The sequence below is a fragment of the Billgrantia montanilacus genome, assembly GCF_003336675.1.
Taxonomy (GTDB): domain Bacteria; phylum Pseudomonadota; class Gammaproteobacteria; order Pseudomonadales; family Halomonadaceae; genus Halomonas; species Halomonas montanilacus.
Window position 1 is genome coordinate 165,426 of record NZ_QPII01000007.1, and the last position, 16,656, is coordinate 182,081.

Consider the following 16,656-nt stretch of genomic DNA (forward strand, 5'->3'; position numbering starts at 1 on the left):
GCGTACCTGCTTTTCCGTGAGACTGGGCCGCACGTGAGTGCGGCAGACGCGGTTGGCAAGACGTAAAGGGCGGCGTCCCTGCCGCCCGGCGAAATGATGGGTTCAGAATATTGCCTCGTAGCTCCCGCTGCCCTGGGAGCCGCTGCTCTGCTCGACCTCCTGTTCGATACGGCGCGGCTCCATATCCGGCAGGTAGTCGGGGTGGAAGATTTCGTTGATACCGCCGGACTGGCCATCGGTAAGTCGGCGCCCGGTCTGGCCGTCAACCCTGGCTTGTATCAGGCCGGAGGGTCTTTCGGGCCGGGCTTCAGGGCGACCATCGAGCGCGCGCCCCATGAACTCGATCCAGATCGGCAGGGCGGCATTGCCGCCATATTCAGCAATGGACTCGTTGTTGTCCTTGCCGATCCAGACGGTCGTCACAAGGTCGCGGTTGTAGCCGGCGAACCAGCCGTCACGCTGGTCGTTGGTCGTGCCCGTCTTGCCGACCACATCGCTGCGGTTCAGGCTGAGAGCGGCGCGACCTGTTCCCGTCTCGATCACGTCACGCAGCATGTCGGTAAGTATATAGACCGCCGTGGGGTCGGCCACCTGGGGGGCGACCTTGTAGGTCTTGCCGTCGATCTCAACCTCGGTCTGGTTATCGCTGCACTCCCGGCAGGCAATCATCGGGCTGGCCTCTTCGATAAGGTTGTCGTCGCTGACCCGCGTGACACGCTCGATGAACCAGGGCGAGACCTGGTAGCCGCCGTTGGCCAGCACGGCATAGGCGTTGGTCATCTCCATCGGGGTCAGGTCGGCGCTGCCAAGCGCCAGCGACAGGCCGCGAGGCAGTCGACTCGAGGCGAATCCGAAGCCTTCCAGGTAGTCGATGGTGGCGTCCAGTCCCAGTGTCTGGAGTATGCGGATGGTGACCAGGTTGCGTGAGCGGGCCAGGGCGACGCGCAGCCGTGTCGGGCCGAGGAAGTCGCCGCTGGAGTTGACCGGGCGCCAGATCTCGTTGCTGCCATCCTGCAGCACCACCGGCGCGTCGTTGACCACGCTCGAGGCGGTCATCAGGCCGGTGTCGAGAGCCGCCAGGAAGACGAACGGCTTGAAGATGGAGCCCGACTGGCGCTGGGCCTGTACCGCGCGATTGAACTTGCTGGCATTGAAGCTGAAGCCACCCTGCAGGGCGAGTATCGCGCCGGTGTCGGGTTCCAGCACCACGATCGAGCCCTCGGCGTCTGGGCGCTGGGAGAGCCTCAGGCTGCCATCTTCCCGCTGCAGGATGCGAACCAGGTCGCCGATGCTGGCGATCTCGGACGCCGAGCTCGGCTCTGGGCCACGGGCGCGGGGGTTGCGATAGGCGCGGGCCCAGCTCAGGCCGTCCCATTCTACGGTCTGCAGTTCGCCGCCGCGGGTCATCACCCGCAGCTCGCGGCCTTCGTTGGCGACAACGATGGCGGGCTGCAGGGGGCCGAATCCCGGGGTGCGCTCCAGCACCCGCAGCCAGTTGCTGACATCGCCCTCGACGCCCTCGACCTCAGTCTGGCTGCGCTCGGCAGCCTGGCGGGCCGTTTCCAGTACTTCAGGCGACTCGGAAAGTTCCTCCTCCAGGCCGCGACGTTCGGTGCGCGCCTGGGCCTCGGCGAGGCCGCTGGGGATGTCGGTCTCTTCCGGGCCGCGCCAGCCGTGCCGGGTATCGTAGTCGATCAGGCCGTTGGCCAGGGCATCGCGAGCAAAAGGCTGGAGTTCACTGTCCAGGGTGGTATGAATACGGTAGCCGCCGGTATAGGCATCCTCACCGAAGCGTTCCACCGCGTACTGGCGGGCCATTTCGGCAACATAATCGGCGTCTACCTCGACCTGGGCGACGTGGCGGCGGGCGGTGACGGGCTCCTGCACGGCGGCCTCGTAGCTGGCCTGGTCGATATTGCCGAGTTGGCGCATGCGGTAGAGGATCCAGTTGCGCCGGATCAGTGAGCGCTCCGGGTTGGCCAGCGGGTTGAAGGCGGAGGGCGCCTTTGGCAGGCCGGCAATCATCGCCTTCTGGGCAAGGCTGAGCTCGTCGAGGGGCTTGTCGTAGTAGACCTCCGCCGCTGCCGCAATGCCATAGGCGCGATTGCCGAGGAATATCTTGTTGACATAGAGCTCGAGGATCTCCTCCTTGGTGAGGATCCGCTCCATCTGCAGCGCAAGCAGGATCTCGCGGATCTTGCGGGTGAAGGTCCTGTCCAGGGTCAGCAGGTAGTTGCGTGCCACCTGCATGGTGATGGTGGAGCCACCTGTCTGAATCTCGCCACCGCTGGAAGCCAGCTCCACGGCGGCGCGCGCCAGGCCGCGCGGGTCGACGCCGCGGTGATCGAAGAAGGCAGCATCCTCGGCGGCAAGCAGCGCCTGGATGAAGTCGTCGGGTATTTCGTCGAAGTCCACCGCCATGCGGCGCTCTTCACCATATTCGCCAATCAGCTTGCCGTCGCGAGTGAAGATGCGCAGGGGGGTATGCAGCTCGAAGTCCTGGAGCTGGCGCACGTCGGGGAGCCCGGGTGTGAAGTAGAGGGCCGCGCCGGCCACGCTGAGTAGTGCCGTGGTCGACAGCGCTATCAGCAGCCAGAAGGCCGAGGAAATCAGGGTCTTGATCCACTTCATGTAAAGGCGGTATCCGTGGTGAGGACAATAAGGAAAGGGTGACGATGAGGCTAGCCTTCACTGGCGTCGACCATTATATGAATCCAGGCCGTCGGTCACCAGCGTTGAGGCGTCGGAAGTCCAACTTTGTGTGACAACGACCAATATCATGTAACCTCGTTCCTACAGAGCAGAGTATTATCTTTCTGAGCCTTGTCGCTCAGGCGATCTAAGGCGTATCGATAACAAGCGGAATACCGCGACTGATTACGCAGGTACATGAATTGATGCGACTCAGGGCCTCGGGCAAGGGGTTGATCGGCGTCGATATCACCTCGGCGACGGTCAAGCTGATCGAGCTCAAGCGAGCTGGCTCCAATTATGAGATCGACAGCTATGCCGTCAGGCCCTTGCGGGAAGGTGCCGTGGTCGAGCGGCGTATTCGTGACATGGGCGAGGTGGCCGATGCCTTGCGCCGTGCCGTGGAGAGTGCGAGACCCTCCTCGAAACTCGCCGTGGCTGCCGTTCCGGCCAGTGCCGCGATCACCAAGACACTGACGATGCCTGCTTCGCTCAATGACGATGAGATCGAGGCGCGCATTCAACTCGAATCAGACAAGCATATTCCCTTTCCGTTCAGTGAGGTTGCCTTCGATTTCCAGCGGCTGGGTCTTAATGCCCGCTACGGCGACCAGCAGGACATCCTGCTGGTCGCTTGTCGTCAGCAGGATGTCAATCAGTTGACCGACGCCTTGGTTCAGGCGGGGCTTACACCGGCGGCGGTGGATGTCGAAACCTTTGCCATGGAGCGTGCCTTCACCGAGCTTCGCCATCAGCTGCCGCCTGCTGGCGAGAGCGACGACTGCGTGGCGCTGGTTGATATCGGGGCGACCATGAATGCCTTTCACGTCGTGCGCGAGGGCCGCGTCACCTACAGCCGGGATACCGTCTTTGGCGGGCGGCAGCTGACCGAGGAAATACGTGTCCGCTATGGGTTGACCCTGGAAGAATCCGGCCTGGCCAAGAAGCGTGGTGGCCTGCCCGAGGATTATCAGACCAGCGTGCTGGCGCCCTTTCTCGACACATTGGTCCAGCAGGTTGGCCGCTCGCTGCAGCTCTATTACACCGCCGGACGCAAGCACGAGGTGCGGCGTATGGTGTTGGCCGGCGGGTCGAGCGTGATCCCCGGCCTGGCTGAACGGCTGGCGCAGGAGAGTGGAATGGAGGTGGTGATCGCCAACCCCTTCCTGCGCATGCGGATCAATACCCGTATCGACGTCCAGACCCTGGCCAGTGATGCGCCCGCCATGCTGACGGCATGCGGCTTGGCGATGAGGTCGGCAACATGACGATTGAGATCAACCTGCTCCCCTGGCGAGAGCGGCAGCGAGATCGTCGCAGTCGGTATTTCTATATGGCCATGGCGATGGTGGCGGTTCTGGGCATGGCGGGGGGGCTTGGCATGACCTACCACTATCAGGAAGCGCTATCGGCCCAGGAGCAGCGCAACGCCCATATCCGCGACCAGATGCAGCGCCTGGAGGGCGATATCCGTTCGATCGGCGAGTACGAGGCGATTCGTGAGCGCATGATCGGCCAGATTGAAGTCTTCAGCGACCTGCAGCAGGGGCGCTCTCAGACGGTGCATGTCTTCCGTGACCTGGCCACCAGCCTCGTCGACGGCGTGCACTATACCGAGCTGAGTCGGCAGGAGAGCCGGCTGCGACTCTCCGGGCGTGCCGAAAGCAACCATCAGGTATCCGATCAGCTGCGAGGGCTGTCGGCGGCTCCCTCGCTTTCCGAGCCGGTACTGTCGGAAGTGGAGGCCGATGGCGGTGCCAGGCGGCGCTTCAGTCTCAGCGTGGTCCAGCTGACGGGCCAGCCTGATAGCCCTGGTGAGGAGGCTCCATGAGTCTACAGGCAGAGCTTCGTCGCTTACGTGAACTCGATTGGCGAGAGTTGGATATAAAGGAGGCGGGCACCTGGCCGTGGCTGCTGCAGTTGATCTGTTGCGTGCTGATATTCGGCCTCACCTTTGCTGGTATGCACTGGTACCTCGCCAGCCCCAAGGCGGCAGAGCTGAGTCAGGTGGAGGTGCAGGAGCGAGAGCTGTTGCGCGACTATCGCAATCGGGCCGCCCAGGCCGCCAGGCTACCGGAGATGCTCGAGCAGATGACGGTGCTGGAATCCCGCATGGATCAACTCATGGCCATGTTGCCATCGGGGGCGGAGATTCCGTCGCTGATCGACAGCATCAGTGAGATCGCCATCGATAATCAGCTGTCGATCGACTTCATCCGCCTGCGCGGCACGGTGGAGCGCGATTTCTATATCGAGCGTCCCTTCGATATCCAGGTGGAGGGGCAGTATCACCATATCGCGGCCTTCCTGGCCGGCATCGCATCGCTGCCGCGTATCGTTACCCAGCATGATTTTACCCTGACGCCGGTAGAGGGGGGCGAGCGCCTGAGGCTATCGATGTTGGCACGCACCTACAGCTACTTTCCGTCGGGCCAGGAGGTGCCGCCATGAGAGAGACACGACGCGACTGGCTGGCGGCGAGCGGTGTCCTGCTGCTGGCGCTATCCGGCTGTGCGGATCCTCAGCTGTCATCGCTTGACCGCGAGCTGGCCACGATTCGTGCCAATCCCGGTACGCCGGAGCCTCTGCAGCTGCCGGAGGTGCCGAGCTACGAGGCGACGCCCTATCAGCAGGGAGATCGTCGCAGCCCCTTTAGGCCGCAGTTGCCGGAGCCAGAGGCGGTGCCGGTCGGTGAAGCCGGGCTGGCACCGGATACCGACCGGACTCGCGAGCCGCTGGAAAGCTATTCACTGGAGGAGCTTGAGCTGGTGGGCGTGCTGGCCATGGGGGGGAAGTCCAATGCCCTCATCAAGGCACCGGATGGGGAAGTGCATCGCCTGCAGATCGGCCGCCATATGGGGCGCGATCATGGCAGGATCGTCAGCATCACGGGCTCCTCGGTGCAGCTGGTGGAGCTGGTGCCCACGGGCGGTGGCGGCTGGGTAGAGCGCAACACGCGTATCGCGCTGGACGACTAGAGCGGGACAACGAGAAAAGACGGCTGCATCACCGTGCCCGAACAGGGGTGTGGTCTCAGGCGGGGGGAACGGGAACGATGATACAGATGATTCGCGTAATGGCAGGGCTCTGCCTGCTGGCAGTGTCCTCGGTGGCGCTGGCGGCGACGGCATTGACCGATTTGAATTTTCGTCAGGGCGAGAGCGGGGAGCTCCAGGTTGACCTGACGTTCAGTGACGGTGTGCCGGAGGTTCGCGGCTATCGACTGGACGAGCCGGCGCGGCTGACCATCGACCTGGTCGATACCGCCAACTGGCTGGATCAGCGACGGATGGCGCTGGGGATTGGGGGCGTCGAGCAGGTCACCGCCATTGAGGCGGGGTCGCGCACCCGCCTGGTATTCAACCTCGAGGGCCCGCTGCCCTATGACACCGCCCAGCAGGGCGATCGCCTCAGGCTCTCCATCGGCGGTGGGGCCGCCGCGCCGAGGGTGACGGCCGCACAGCAGCCGGAGCCTCGCCCGGCGGCACCGGCACCCGTCAGCGGCAGGCCTGTGATTGAAGATATCGACTTTCGTCGCGGCGAAGGCGGCTCGGGACGGCTGATCGTCACCTTCGACCGCGCTGGGGTCGATGCGCGGGTGAGGGAGGCGGGGCGCAGCCGTATCGTTGCCGAAATGCGCGACGTGGAACTTCCGGCATCCCATGACCAGGTGCTCGACGTCAGCGACTTCAACACGCCGCTGCGTCGCATTACCCCGCGGGCAGGTCGTGATGGTGTGACCTTCGATATTGAAGGCAGCGGCGAGTTCGCCTTGCTCTCCACCCAGAGCGGCCGGCAGCTGACCATCGAGGCGCAGCCGGTAACCCAGGCCGAGCGCGACCAGCGAGTGCGTCAGCAATTCCCCTATACCGGTGAGCGTATCACCCTCAATTTTCAGGATATCGAGGTCCGCTCGGTGCTGGCGGTCATCGCCGACTTCACCGGCCTCAATCTCGTCGCCAGCGATAGCGTGACCGGGCGTGTCACCCTCAACCTGCAGGACGTGCCCTGGGACCAGGCCCTCGACCTGGTGCTCAAGAGCCATGGCCTGGCCAGTCGCCAGGAGGGCAATGTCATCGTCGTGGCCCCTGCCAGCGAGCTGGCCAATATCGAGCGTCAGGAGATCGAGGCCAGGGCGCAGGTCGAAACGCTGGCACCGCTGGTTTCGGAGTACGTGGAGGTCAAGTACGCCCGGGCCGAGGATCTGGCCCAGCTGCTGCGCGGTGGCGACGGCTTCGGGCTGCTCACCGAGCGTGGCCGGGTCGCGGTGGACCAGCGCACCAACATGCTGCTGATTCAGGACACCGCCGACCAGGTGCAGGAGATCCTGCGTACCCTCGACCGGCTCGACGTGGCGGTGCGTCAGGTGCAGATCGAGGCGCGCATCGTGATCGCGCGCGATGGCGTGACCCAGGAGCTCGGCGTCAACTGGGGGGCCTCTTCCCGGGGAAGCAGCCGCCTGAACCTGGAGGGAGCCTCCTCGGGGAGCATGGTTTCCGGTACCGGCGAAGGGCTGGGTGGCCAGCGCGACGGGCGCGGCGCCTTCACCGGGGAGTTCGACGACCCGAGCGGCAGCCGGTTCCAGCGCGGCGGGCTTGCCGTCGACCTGGGTAGTGCGAACCCCATGACCAGCTTCGGCTTCGGGTACCTGTCGGGGGATATCCTCCTCGACCTGGAGCTCCGCGCCCTGGAGACCGAAAGCAGGAGCCAGACGATCTCCCAGCCGCGCATCATCACGGCCAACCAGCGCACGGCGGTCATTCGCCAGGGGGAGGAGCGTGCCTTCCAGACCGTCAGTGACAACGTGCCGCAGATCGAATTCAAGGAAGCCGTGCTCTCCCTGGAGGTCACGCCGCAGATCACACCGGACAATCGCATCATCATGGATCTGGTGGTGACCAACGACAGCTTCCGGGATGTGGCGGCGGGCGAACCGCCCATCGATACCAGCAGCATCGAGACCCAGGTCCTGGTCGATAACGGTGAAACCGTGGTGCTTGGCGGCATACTGACCACCGAGCAGCTGAACCGACTGGCGAAGACGCCCTTCTTCGGTGACCTGCCTGTGCTGGGAAGGCTTTTCCGGTACAATGAGGAAAGCAGCCAGAAAGTCGAGCTGCTGGTTTTCATTACTCCACGGATACTCGAAGACGGTCTGGCGATTCGTTGATGCAGGATTTGCCCAATCTGATACTGGTCGGTCCCATGGGGGCCGGCAAAAGTACCATCGGCCGCCTTCTGGCGGCCGAGCTGTCACGTGAGTTCTTTGATAGCGACCACGAGATACAGTCTCGCTGCGGCGCAGATATCCCCTGGATCTTCGACGTCGAGGGCGAAGCCGGTTTCCGTCAGCGCGAAGCGCAGATGATCGAGGAACTGACCCAGCTCGAGGCCGTGGTGCTCGCGACGGGCGGTGGTGCCGTGCTGCGCGAGGAGAATCGTCGCCGCCTGCGCGAACGGGGCACCGTGGTCTACCTGTACACCACCGTAGAGCAGCAGCTCAAGCGGGTGGCCAAGGACCGCAATCGCCCCCTCTTGCAGCGTCCCGACCGGGAAGCGACACTGCGCGAGATGTTCGAGCTGAGAGACCCGCTTTACCGCGCCACCGCCGATGTCGTGGTGCGTACCGACCGGCGCAGCCCTCGCGCCGTGGTCAACGAGATCGTGCGTCGCATCCAGCGGCTGGTCGACCCCTTTCAAGCCAAGGCCTGAAGCCCATGACTCTGACGTCATCCCCCGCTCCCCAGCGCAGCCTCCAGGTCGCGTTGGGCGAGCGCAGCTACCCTATCCATATCGGTCCCGGCATGCTGGGCGACTCCACCTGGCTGTCGCCCCATCTCGCTGGCCGCCAGGTCATGATCGTGACCAACGAGACAGTGGCCCCCCGTTATCTGGCGCGCTGTCGCCAAGGGCTTCCCGAGGGGCTCGAGGTCGAGGAGCTTGTCTTGCCCGATGGCGAGGCAACCAAGACGCTGGAGAGCGTGAGCCGGATCTGGGACGCCCTGCTGGCGGCCGGGTTCAATCGCCGCTGCACGCTGATCGCCCTGGGTGGCGGGGTGATCGGCGACATGGTCGGCTTCGCGGCTGCCTGCTATCAGCGTGGCGTGGCCTTCATCCAGGTGCCGACCACCCTGCTTTCCCAGGTGGACTCCTCGGTGGGCGGCAAGACCGGTGTGAACCACCCGCGCGGCAAGAACATGATCGGGGCCTTCTGGCAGCCCCAGGCGGTGCTGATCGATACCGATACCCTGCTGAGTCTGCCGCCCCGGGAGCTGTCGGCGGGCCTCGCCGAGGTGATCAAGTATGGCCTGATCCGCGATGCCGGTTTCCTCGGCTGGCTCGAGGAGAACATGACAGCGCTGCGTGATCTGGATGCGGCGGCGTTGACTCAGGCCATCGAGCGCAGCTGCACGATCAAGGCGGAGATCGTCGCCGAGGATGAAACCGAGCAGGGCGTGCGAGCCCTGCTCAACCTTGGGCACACCTTCGGTCATGCCATCGAGGCTCACCAGGGCTACGGCAACTGGCTTCACGGCGAGGCCGTGGGTACCGGAATGTTGATGGCGGCCGAACTGTCGCAGCGACTCGGTTGGCTCTCCGCTGCGGAAGTGGCGCGGACCGCTGCCGTCATCGAAGCCGCCGGCCTGCCGCTGTCGGCGCCGGCGGATATGGCGGCCGAGGACTTTCTCGATCTCATGCGGCTGGACAAGAAGAATGTGGACAGCCGTCTGCGTCTGGTCCTGCTGCGCGGACTGGGCGATGCGCGGCTCGATGACGAGACGCCCCGCGAGCTGCTGACAGAGTTGCTGGCTACTTTTCCGCGCCACGGATCCCTTCCCGTGCCTGAATAAAGCAAGACGCGTCGATCCCCGACTTTGAGCATGCAACGCCCGTCTGCGACGGGCGTTGCCGTTTCTGTTGCCCGCCGCCATGCAGGGAAGCAATAAATCTGTATGCCTTATGCCGTATCGGTATGGGGAAAAATGGCGGCATTAGACTAAAGTCTATGTCGGTCGATTGCGCCGTTTGAAAATCGTTTATGGCGAGTGCAAGTCATTGAACTACAGGATTTTTTCCTGCTTTTTGTTGGGGCAAGTTGCGGATTTGGCGGGAATTTTCAGGGGGGCGGGAAGAGGGCGGGAATTGCGCGTCACGCCCTGGAATGTCTATGCTGGGCGTCCTTTTTCTCACGGCAGCAGCCACCGCTTTTTTGTCCATAATCAATAAAAAACCGAAAAGAATACAAATCTGCTGCTGCTAAGTCAATAGTCTTTTTTGAGGCACGCCCATGAACAGAGGCCTTCATCATCCCGGTGAGTTTCGCGACAACTGTGGCTTCGGCCTGATCGCCCATATGGAAGGGCAGGCCAGCCACGATCTGCTCCGGACGGCTATCGAGTCCCTGACCTGCATGACCCATCGTGGCGGTATCGCCGCCGATGGCAAGACCGGCGATGGCTGTGGCCTGCTGTTCAAGATGCCAGGTGCCTTCATGCGTGAGGTGGCATCAGAGGCGCTCGGCGTCACCCTGGGTGAGCGTTTCGCCGTCGGTGCGATCTTCCTGCCCGACGATGACGCCAAGGAGGCCCGGGCTCGCGGTATCCTCGAGGGTGAGCTGCGTGCCTGTGGGCTGGTCATTCGGGGCTGGCGCGACGTCCCGGTGGATCCGTCCTTCTGCGGCCCCATGGCGCTGGAGTGCCTGCCGCGCATCCGTCACCTGTTCGTCGAGCCGGGCAAGCTGAGCGATCCCGAGCGCTTCGACGTCGACCTGTTCATGGCTCGGCGCCGCGCCGAGCAGATGCTGCGCGACGAGGAAGATTTCTACGTTTGTTCCCTTTCCTCCGAGGTGGTCTCCTACAAGGGGCTGGTGATGCCGGTGGACCTGCCGGCCTTCTATCATGACCTGGGCGACGAGCGCCTGGAGACGGCCATCTGTGTCTTTCACCAGCGCTTCTCGACCAATACAGCGCCGCGCTGGCCGCTGGCGCAGCCGTTCCGTCTGCTGGCCCACAATGGCGAAATCAACACCATTGAGGCAAACCGCGGCTGGGCCAACTCGCGCAAGGAGAACTTCGTCAACGATCGGCTGCCCGATATCGCCGAGCTGGACGAGGTCGTCAATACCGTTGGTTCCGACTCCTCGAGCATGGACAACATGCTGGAAGTGCTGCTGATGGGCGGCATGGAGCTGCATCGTGCGGTACGCATGATGGTGCCGCCGGCCTGGCAGAACGTGGAGACCATGGGCGGCGAGCTGCGGGCCTTCTATGAATACAACTCCATGCACATGGAGCCCTGGGACGGCCCCGCCGGCGTGGTGATGACCGACGGGCGGCAGGCGATCTGCATGCTCGATCGCAACGGCCTGCGCCCGGCGCGCTGGGTCATCACCAAGAACGGCTACATTACCCTGGCCTCCGAGATTGGTACCTACGGCTACAAGCCGGAAGACGTCGTGGCCAAGGGGCGCGTTGGGCCGGGTCAGATACTCGCCGTGGACACCCAGACCGGCGAAGTACTGCATACCGCCGATATCGATGAGCGGCTGAAGTCCGCCTACCCCTACAAGCGTTGGCTGAAGGAGGAGGCACATTACCTTGAATCCGCGCTGACCGAGCTCGCCAGCTTTCAGAACATGGATCATGAGGCGGTCAAGACCTGGCAGAAGATGTTCCAGGTCAGCTTCGAGGAGCGCGATCAGGTGCTGCGCCCCCTGGCCGAGAGCGGTCAGGAAGCGGTCGGCTCCATGGGCGACGACACGCCCATGGCGGTTCTGTCCCGCAAGCATCGGCTGCTGACCGATTACTTCCGCCAGAAGTTCGCGCAGGTCACCAACCCGGCCATCGACCCGCTGCGCGAATCGATCGTGATGTCGCTTGAGACCTGCATCGGGCCCGAGCTCAATGTCTTCAAGGCCACACCGGAGCACGCGCACCGCATCATCCTCACCACGCCGGTGCTGTCGCCCCGCAAGTTCACCGCACTGCTCGAGCAGGACGATCCGACCTTCGCCAGCCAAGTGCTGACGCTGGGCTATGATCCCGAGCGGGTCGGGCTCAAGGCGGCGCTCGTCGAGCTGTGCCGTCAAGCCGAAGCTGCGGTGCACGACGGCAAGGTGATCCTGGTGCTGTCGGACGCCAATCTCGACAAGGGGCATCTACCGATCCATGCGGCCCTGGCGGTCGGAGCCGTGCATCATCACCTGGGCAAGCTGGCGATGCGTCCGCGGGCCAATATCGTGGTGGAGACCGGCTATGCCCGCGATGCCCACCAGATGGCGGTGCTGTTTGGCGTGGGCGCCACCGCGGTGTTCCCGTGGCTCGCCTATCAGGTCATGGCCGACATGCATCGTACCGGCGAGCTGACCGGCAGCCCGGCGGATGCTCGCGAGAACTACCGCAAGGGGATGCAGAAGGGCCTCTACAAGATCCTTTCCAAGATGGGTATCTCGACGCTCGCTTCCTATCGCGGCTCCCAGCTGTTCGAAGCGGTGGGGCTGCACTCGGAGGTGATGGACCTGTGCTTCAGCGGCATGGCCTCACGCATCGAGGGCGCCGGCTTCGCCGAGCTGCAGCTGCAGCAGGAGCTGCTGGCGCGGGATGCCTGGACGCCCCGCAAGGGTATCTCCCAGGGCGGCCTGATGAAGTATGTGCACGACCATGAGTACCACGCCTATAACCCGGACGTGGTGATGGCCCTGCAGCAGGCCGTGCAGGAGGGTGACTACGCCAAGTGGAAGAAATTCGCCGCGCTGGTCAACGAGCGCTCGCCCGCCACCCTGCGTGACCTGCTCAGGCTCAAGCCGTCCGAATCGCCGTTGTCGCTGGACGAGGTTGAAACGGTCGAGGAACTGATACCTCGCTTCGACAGCGCCGGCATGTCGCTGGGCGCCCTGTCGCCCGAGGCCCACGAGGCGCTGGCCCAGGCCATGAACGAGGCCGGCGGGCGCTCCAACTCCGGCGAGGGCGGTGAGGATCCCTCTCGTTATGGAACCATTCGCAGCTCCAAGATCAAGCAGATTGCTTCGGGCCGATTCGGCGTCACCCCGGCCTACCTGGTCAATGCCGACGTGCTGCAGATCAAGGTGGCCCAGGGTGCCAAGCCCGGCGAGGGCGGCCAGCTGCCCGGCGGCAAGGTCAACGACCTGATCGCACGGCTGCGCTACTCGGTGCCCGGCGTGACGCTGATCTCGCCACCGCCGCACCACGACATCTACTCCATCGAGGACCTGGCGCAGCTGATCTTCGACCTCAAGCAGGTCAACCCGGAAGCGCAGGTGTCGGTGAAGCTGGTCTCCGAACCGGGTATCGGCACCATTGCCACCGGCGTGGCCAAGGCCTATGCCGACCTGATTACCGTGTCGGGCTACGACGGTGGCACCGCGGCGAGCCCGCTGACCTCGATCAAGCACGCCGGCTCTCCTTGGGAACTGGGCCTGCCGGAGGTGCACCAGGCGCTGCGCATCAACGGCCTGCGTGACAAGATTCGCCTGCAGACCGACGGCGGCCTCAAGACCGGTCTCGACGTGGTCAAGGCGGCGATCCTCGGGGCCGAGAGCTTCGGCTTCGGCACGGCGCCGATGGTGGCCCTGGGCTGCAAGTACCTGCGCATCTGCCACCTCAACAACTGCGCCACCGGCGTCGCTACCCAGCACCAATACCTGCGCGACGAGCATTTCCGCGGCACCGTGGACATGGTCAAGAATTACTTCCGTTTCATCGCTGATGAAGTGCGTGAGCTGCTGGCGATGATGGGGGTGCGCCGGCTGACCGACCTGATCGGTCGCACCGACCTTCTCGAGGCGTTGGAGGGCGAGACCGCTTCCCAGCGCAAGCTCGACCTTTCGCCGCTGCTGACCAACGACTTCGTGCCGACGGATGCACCGCAGTTCTGCCAGGTCAGCCGCAACGTGCCCCATGACCCGGGCGCCAAGAACCAGGAAGTGCTGGGGGCCATCGAGCAGGCCATCGCCGACAGGAGTGGTGGCGAGTTCAGCTTCACCATCACCAACTGCGACCGTTCGGTGCCCGCGCTCTCCTCCGGTGCGGTGGCCAAGCACTACGGCGAGGCCGGGCTCGAGGACGCCCCGATCACGCTGCGTTTCGAGGGTGTGGCCGGCCAGAGCTTCGGCGTATGGAACGCACGCGGCCTGCACCTCTATCTGGAAGGCGATGCCAACGACTATGTCGGCAAGGGCATGAACGGTGGCAAGGTGGTGATCACCCCGCCGAAGGGCAGCCGCTTCGCCAGCCACGAGACCGCCATTATCGGCAATACCTGCCTGTACGGTGCCACCGGCGGCAGGTTGTTCGCCGCCGGCACTGCGGGGGAGCGCTTCGGCGTGCGCAACTCCGGTGCCCATGCGGTGATCGAAGGCGCCGGCGACCACTGCTGCGAGTACATGACCGGCGGGATGATCTGTGTGCTAGGCGAGACCGGCGTCAACTTCGGTGCCGGCATGACCGGCGGTTTCGCCTACGTGCTTGACGAGGATCGCTCCTTCGTCGATCGCTACAACCATGAGCTGGTGGAAATCCACCGGGTCAATACCGAGGCCATGGAGGCCTATCGGCGTCACCTGCGGGAAGTCATCGAGGAGTTCGTTGCCGAGACCGGGTCTGCCCGGGGGCGCGAGCTGCTCGACGATTTTAGCGACTACGTGCGTCATTTCTGGCTGGTCAAGCCCAAGGCGGCAAGCCTGGGCAGCCTGCTCGACGAATCCCGTAGGCGCCCCGAGTAAGCCGGATTTCCCAGGAGACAAGACATGGCCAATCGTTTGACCAATAACGACTTCCAGTTCATCGACGTGGGTCGCCAGGATCCGCAAAAAAAGGATGCCCGCACCCGTGCGCGCGAGTTCGGCGAGATCTACGAGCCGTACAAGCCCCAGGAGGCGGCAAGCCAGGCGCATCGCTGCCTGCACTGCGGGAATCCCTACTGCGAGTGGAAGTGCCCGGTACACAACTATATTCCTAACTGGCTGCAGCTGGTGGCGGAGGGCAACATCCTCGAGGCGGCGGAGCTGTCGCACAAGACCAATACCCTGCCCGAGGTATGCGGCCGGGTGTGCCCACAGGATCGCCTGTGCGAGGGGGACTGCACCCTCAACGACGGCTTTGGTGCGGTGACCATCGGTTCGGTGGAGAAATACATCACCGATACCGCCTTCGCCATGGGCTGGCGCCCGGACATGTCCCAGGTGGAGTGGACCGACAAGAAGGTCGCCATCATCGGCGCCGGCCCGGCTGGGCTGGGCTGCGCCGATATCCTGGTGCGCAACGGCGTCAAGCCGGTGGTTTTCGACAAGTACCCGGAAATCGGCGGCCTTCTGACCTTCGGCATTCCCGAGTTCAAGCTCGAGAAGACCGTAATGGAGCGGCGCCGAGCGGTATTCGAGGAGATGGGCATCGAGTTCCGCCTCAATACCGAGATCGGCCGCGATATCGACGTCGAGACATTGCTCGCGGACTACGATGCGGTCTTCCTCGGCATGGGCACCTACAAGTACATGACCGGCGGCTTCCCGGGCGAGGACCTGCCTGGCGTGCACAAGGCGCTCGACTACCTGATCGCCAACGTCAACCACTGCCTCGGTTTCGAGAAGGATCCGGCCGACTACGTCTCGCTCGAAGGCAAGAAGGTGGTGGTGCTGGGCGGCGGCGATACCGCCATGGACTGCAACCGCACGGCCATTCGCCAGAGCGCCGCCACGGTGACCTGCGCCTACCGCCGCGACGAGGAGAACATGCCGGGCTCCAAGCGCGAGGTGAAGAATGCCCGCGAGGAGGGCGTGGAATTCCTGTTCAACCGACAGCCGGTCGCAGTGGTGGGCGAGGGCAAGGTGGAGGGCGTGAAGGTGGTGCGTACCCGCCTGGGAGAGCCTGACGAGAACGGTCGCCAGCGTCCCGAGGTGGTGCCGGGCTCCGAGGAGATACTGCCCGCCGATGCCGTGGTCATCGCCTTCGGCTTCCAGCCCAGCCCCTCGTCCTGGTTCGAGTCCACGGGCATCGAGCTCGACGAGCGCGGCCGGGTGCTGGCGCCCGAGCATGGCACCTATGCCTTTCAGACCGCCAACGAGAAGATCTTCGCCGGTGGCGACATGGTCCGTGGCTCTGACCTGGTGGTCACCGCCATCCATGAAGGGCGCCAGGCCGGCGAGGGCATCCTCGACTACCTGAGCGTGTAGGCGCTGCCAAGTGCTTCGCCTTTCGCGGCAATCGCCCCGGCCATGTGCCGGGGTGTTTTCGTCCTGCGCCATCCTTTTCTAGACTTCAGGCAGGTTCTAGACAGCGTACAGTCAAGCGAGGAGCGAGCTTGGACGAGACGCGAAAGGAGCTGGGGCTGGAGAGCGCGCAAGGCGGACCGGTTGCCCCGGAGCGCAGGATTTTTGCCGATGACGGACGCATCCCCAACAGTCGGCTGGCGACGCTGCACTTTCATTCGCGGGGAGTGAACCCGGTGCTCGACCGCGATGCCATCGCCGAGCACTTCGAGCGGTTGTTCGCTGCCAATGGCTGGCAGCCGAGCTGGCGCGGCGGTGTCTACGACTACCACCACTATCACTCCATCACCCATGAGGCGTTCGGTGTGCTGTCGGGGTGGGGCAAGCTGCGCCTGGGCGGCGAGCGGGGCGATGATGTCGAGCTGCGCACTGGCGATGCCCTGGTGCTGCCGGCGGGCACCGGCCACTGCCATCTCGAGTCGAGCGATGACTTCCTGCTGCTGGCGGCCTACCCCGAAGACCAGCGCGAGCTCGACCTGCTACCCGCCGACCCGGTCGAGCACTTTGCTGCAGTGGCCCGTATCGTCAAGGTCTCGATACCCCCTTGCGATCCGCTGGGTGGCGACACCGGGCGCTGGTGGTCGTGACCCGCGGCGTAACGGCCTCGAAATTGAGCCATTGGTCGTAATCTGCTAGTCTGTCGTCCCATCCTGGCGCAGCTTCCTGCCGCGCCTCATGATCAC

General features: G+C 64.2%; 11 protein-coding genes. 10 read left to right on the plus strand and 1 reads right to left on the minus strand.

The window, feature by feature from the left end:
* Nucleotides 1-102 precede the first annotated feature (102 nt).
* On the minus strand, nucleotides 103-2,631 hold the full coding sequence (locus tag DU505_RS11715) for a penicillin-binding protein 1A (protein WP_114479168.1): 2,529 nt from the start codon (nucleotides 2,629-2,631) through the stop codon (nucleotides 103-105).
* 266 nt (nucleotides 2,632-2,897) lie between these two features.
* Between DU505_RS11715 and pilM the strand changes: the two genes are divergently transcribed.
* From pilM to DU505_RS11765, 10 genes are all read left to right on the plus strand, one after another.
* A complete protein-coding gene (pilM, locus tag DU505_RS11720; RefSeq protein ID WP_114479169.1) occupies nucleotides 2,898-3,959 on the plus strand; it encodes a type IV pilus assembly protein PilM in 1,062 nt (353 codons plus the stop codon).
* Nucleotides 3,956-4,522: a PilN domain-containing protein gene (locus tag DU505_RS11725; protein ID WP_114479170.1), complete on the plus strand. Its 567-nt coding sequence runs from the start codon at nucleotides 3,956-3,958 to the stop codon at nucleotides 4,520-4,522. The genes pilM and DU505_RS11725 overlap by 4 nt, the downstream gene beginning before the upstream one ends.
* Entirely contained in the window at nucleotides 4,519-5,142 is a 624-nt protein-coding gene (locus DU505_RS11730) for a type IV pilus inner membrane component PilO (protein ID WP_114479171.1), read from the plus strand. Before DU505_RS11725 ends, DU505_RS11730 begins: the two co-directional genes overlap by 4 nt.
* A complete protein-coding gene (locus DU505_RS11735; RefSeq protein WP_114479172.1) occupies nucleotides 5,139-5,669 on the plus strand; it encodes a pilus assembly protein PilP in 531 nt (176 codons plus the stop codon). The genes DU505_RS11730 and DU505_RS11735 overlap by 4 nt, the downstream gene beginning before the upstream one ends.
* Nucleotides 5,670-5,746: 77 nt before the next feature.
* On the plus strand, nucleotides 5,747-7,861 hold the full coding sequence (locus tag DU505_RS11740) for a type IV pilus secretin PilQ (RefSeq protein WP_114479173.1): 2,115 nt from the start codon (nucleotides 5,747-5,749) through the stop codon (nucleotides 7,859-7,861).
* A complete protein-coding gene (gene aroK, locus DU505_RS11745) occupies nucleotides 7,861-8,403 on the plus strand; it encodes a shikimate kinase AroK (RefSeq protein ID WP_114479174.1) in 543 nt (180 codons plus the stop codon). The genes DU505_RS11740 and aroK overlap by 1 nt, the downstream gene beginning before the upstream one ends.
* 5 nt (nucleotides 8,404-8,408) lie before the next feature.
* Entirely contained in the window at nucleotides 8,409-9,542 is a 1,134-nt protein-coding gene (gene aroB, locus DU505_RS11750; protein WP_114479175.1) for a 3-dehydroquinate synthase, read from the plus strand.
* Between the two features lie 437 nt (nucleotides 9,543-9,979).
* Entirely contained in the window at nucleotides 9,980-14,431 is a 4,452-nt protein-coding gene (gene gltB / locus DU505_RS11755; protein ID WP_114479176.1) for a glutamate synthase large subunit, read from the plus strand.
* 24 nt (nucleotides 14,432-14,455) lie between these two features.
* Nucleotides 14,456-15,877, plus strand: coding sequence for an FAD-dependent oxidoreductase (locus DU505_RS11760; RefSeq protein ID WP_114479177.1), 1,422 nt, complete (start codon nucleotides 14,456-14,458; stop codon nucleotides 15,875-15,877).
* A gap of 128 nt (nucleotides 15,878-16,005) precedes the next feature.
* The gene (locus DU505_RS11765; protein ID WP_114479178.1) at nucleotides 16,006-16,560 is read left to right on the plus strand and encodes a cupin domain-containing protein; all 555 of its coding nucleotides are present in this window, start codon (nucleotides 16,006-16,008) and stop codon (nucleotides 16,558-16,560) included.
* Nucleotides 16,561-16,656 lie beyond the last annotated feature (96 nt).

Coding starts and splice junctions, on each gene's coding strand:
- DU505_RS11715 (WP_114479168.1), bottom strand. CDS start 2,631: ATGAAGTGGATCAAGACCCTGATTTCCTCGGCCTTCTGGCTGCTGATA.
- pilM (WP_114479169.1), top strand. CDS start 2,898: ATGCGACTCAGGGCCTCGGGCAAGGGGTTGATCGGCGTCGATATCACC.
- DU505_RS11725 (WP_114479170.1), top strand. CDS start 3,956: ATGACGATTGAGATCAACCTGCTCCCCTGGCGAGAGCGGCAGCGAGAT.
- DU505_RS11730 (WP_114479171.1), top strand. CDS start 4,519: ATGAGTCTACAGGCAGAGCTTCGTCGCTTACGTGAACTCGATTGGCGA.
- DU505_RS11735 (WP_114479172.1), top strand. CDS start 5,139: ATGAGAGAGACACGACGCGACTGGCTGGCGGCGAGCGGTGTCCTGCTG.
- DU505_RS11740 (WP_114479173.1), top strand. CDS start 5,747: ATGATACAGATGATTCGCGTAATGGCAGGGCTCTGCCTGCTGGCAGTG.
- aroK (WP_114479174.1), top strand. CDS start 7,861: ATGCAGGATTTGCCCAATCTGATACTGGTCGGTCCCATGGGGGCCGGC.
- aroB (WP_114479175.1), top strand. CDS start 8,409: ATGACTCTGACGTCATCCCCCGCTCCCCAGCGCAGCCTCCAGGTCGCG.
- gltB (WP_114479176.1), top strand. CDS start 9,980: ATGAACAGAGGCCTTCATCATCCCGGTGAGTTTCGCGACAACTGTGGC.
- DU505_RS11760 (WP_114479177.1), top strand. CDS start 14,456: ATGGCCAATCGTTTGACCAATAACGACTTCCAGTTCATCGACGTGGGT.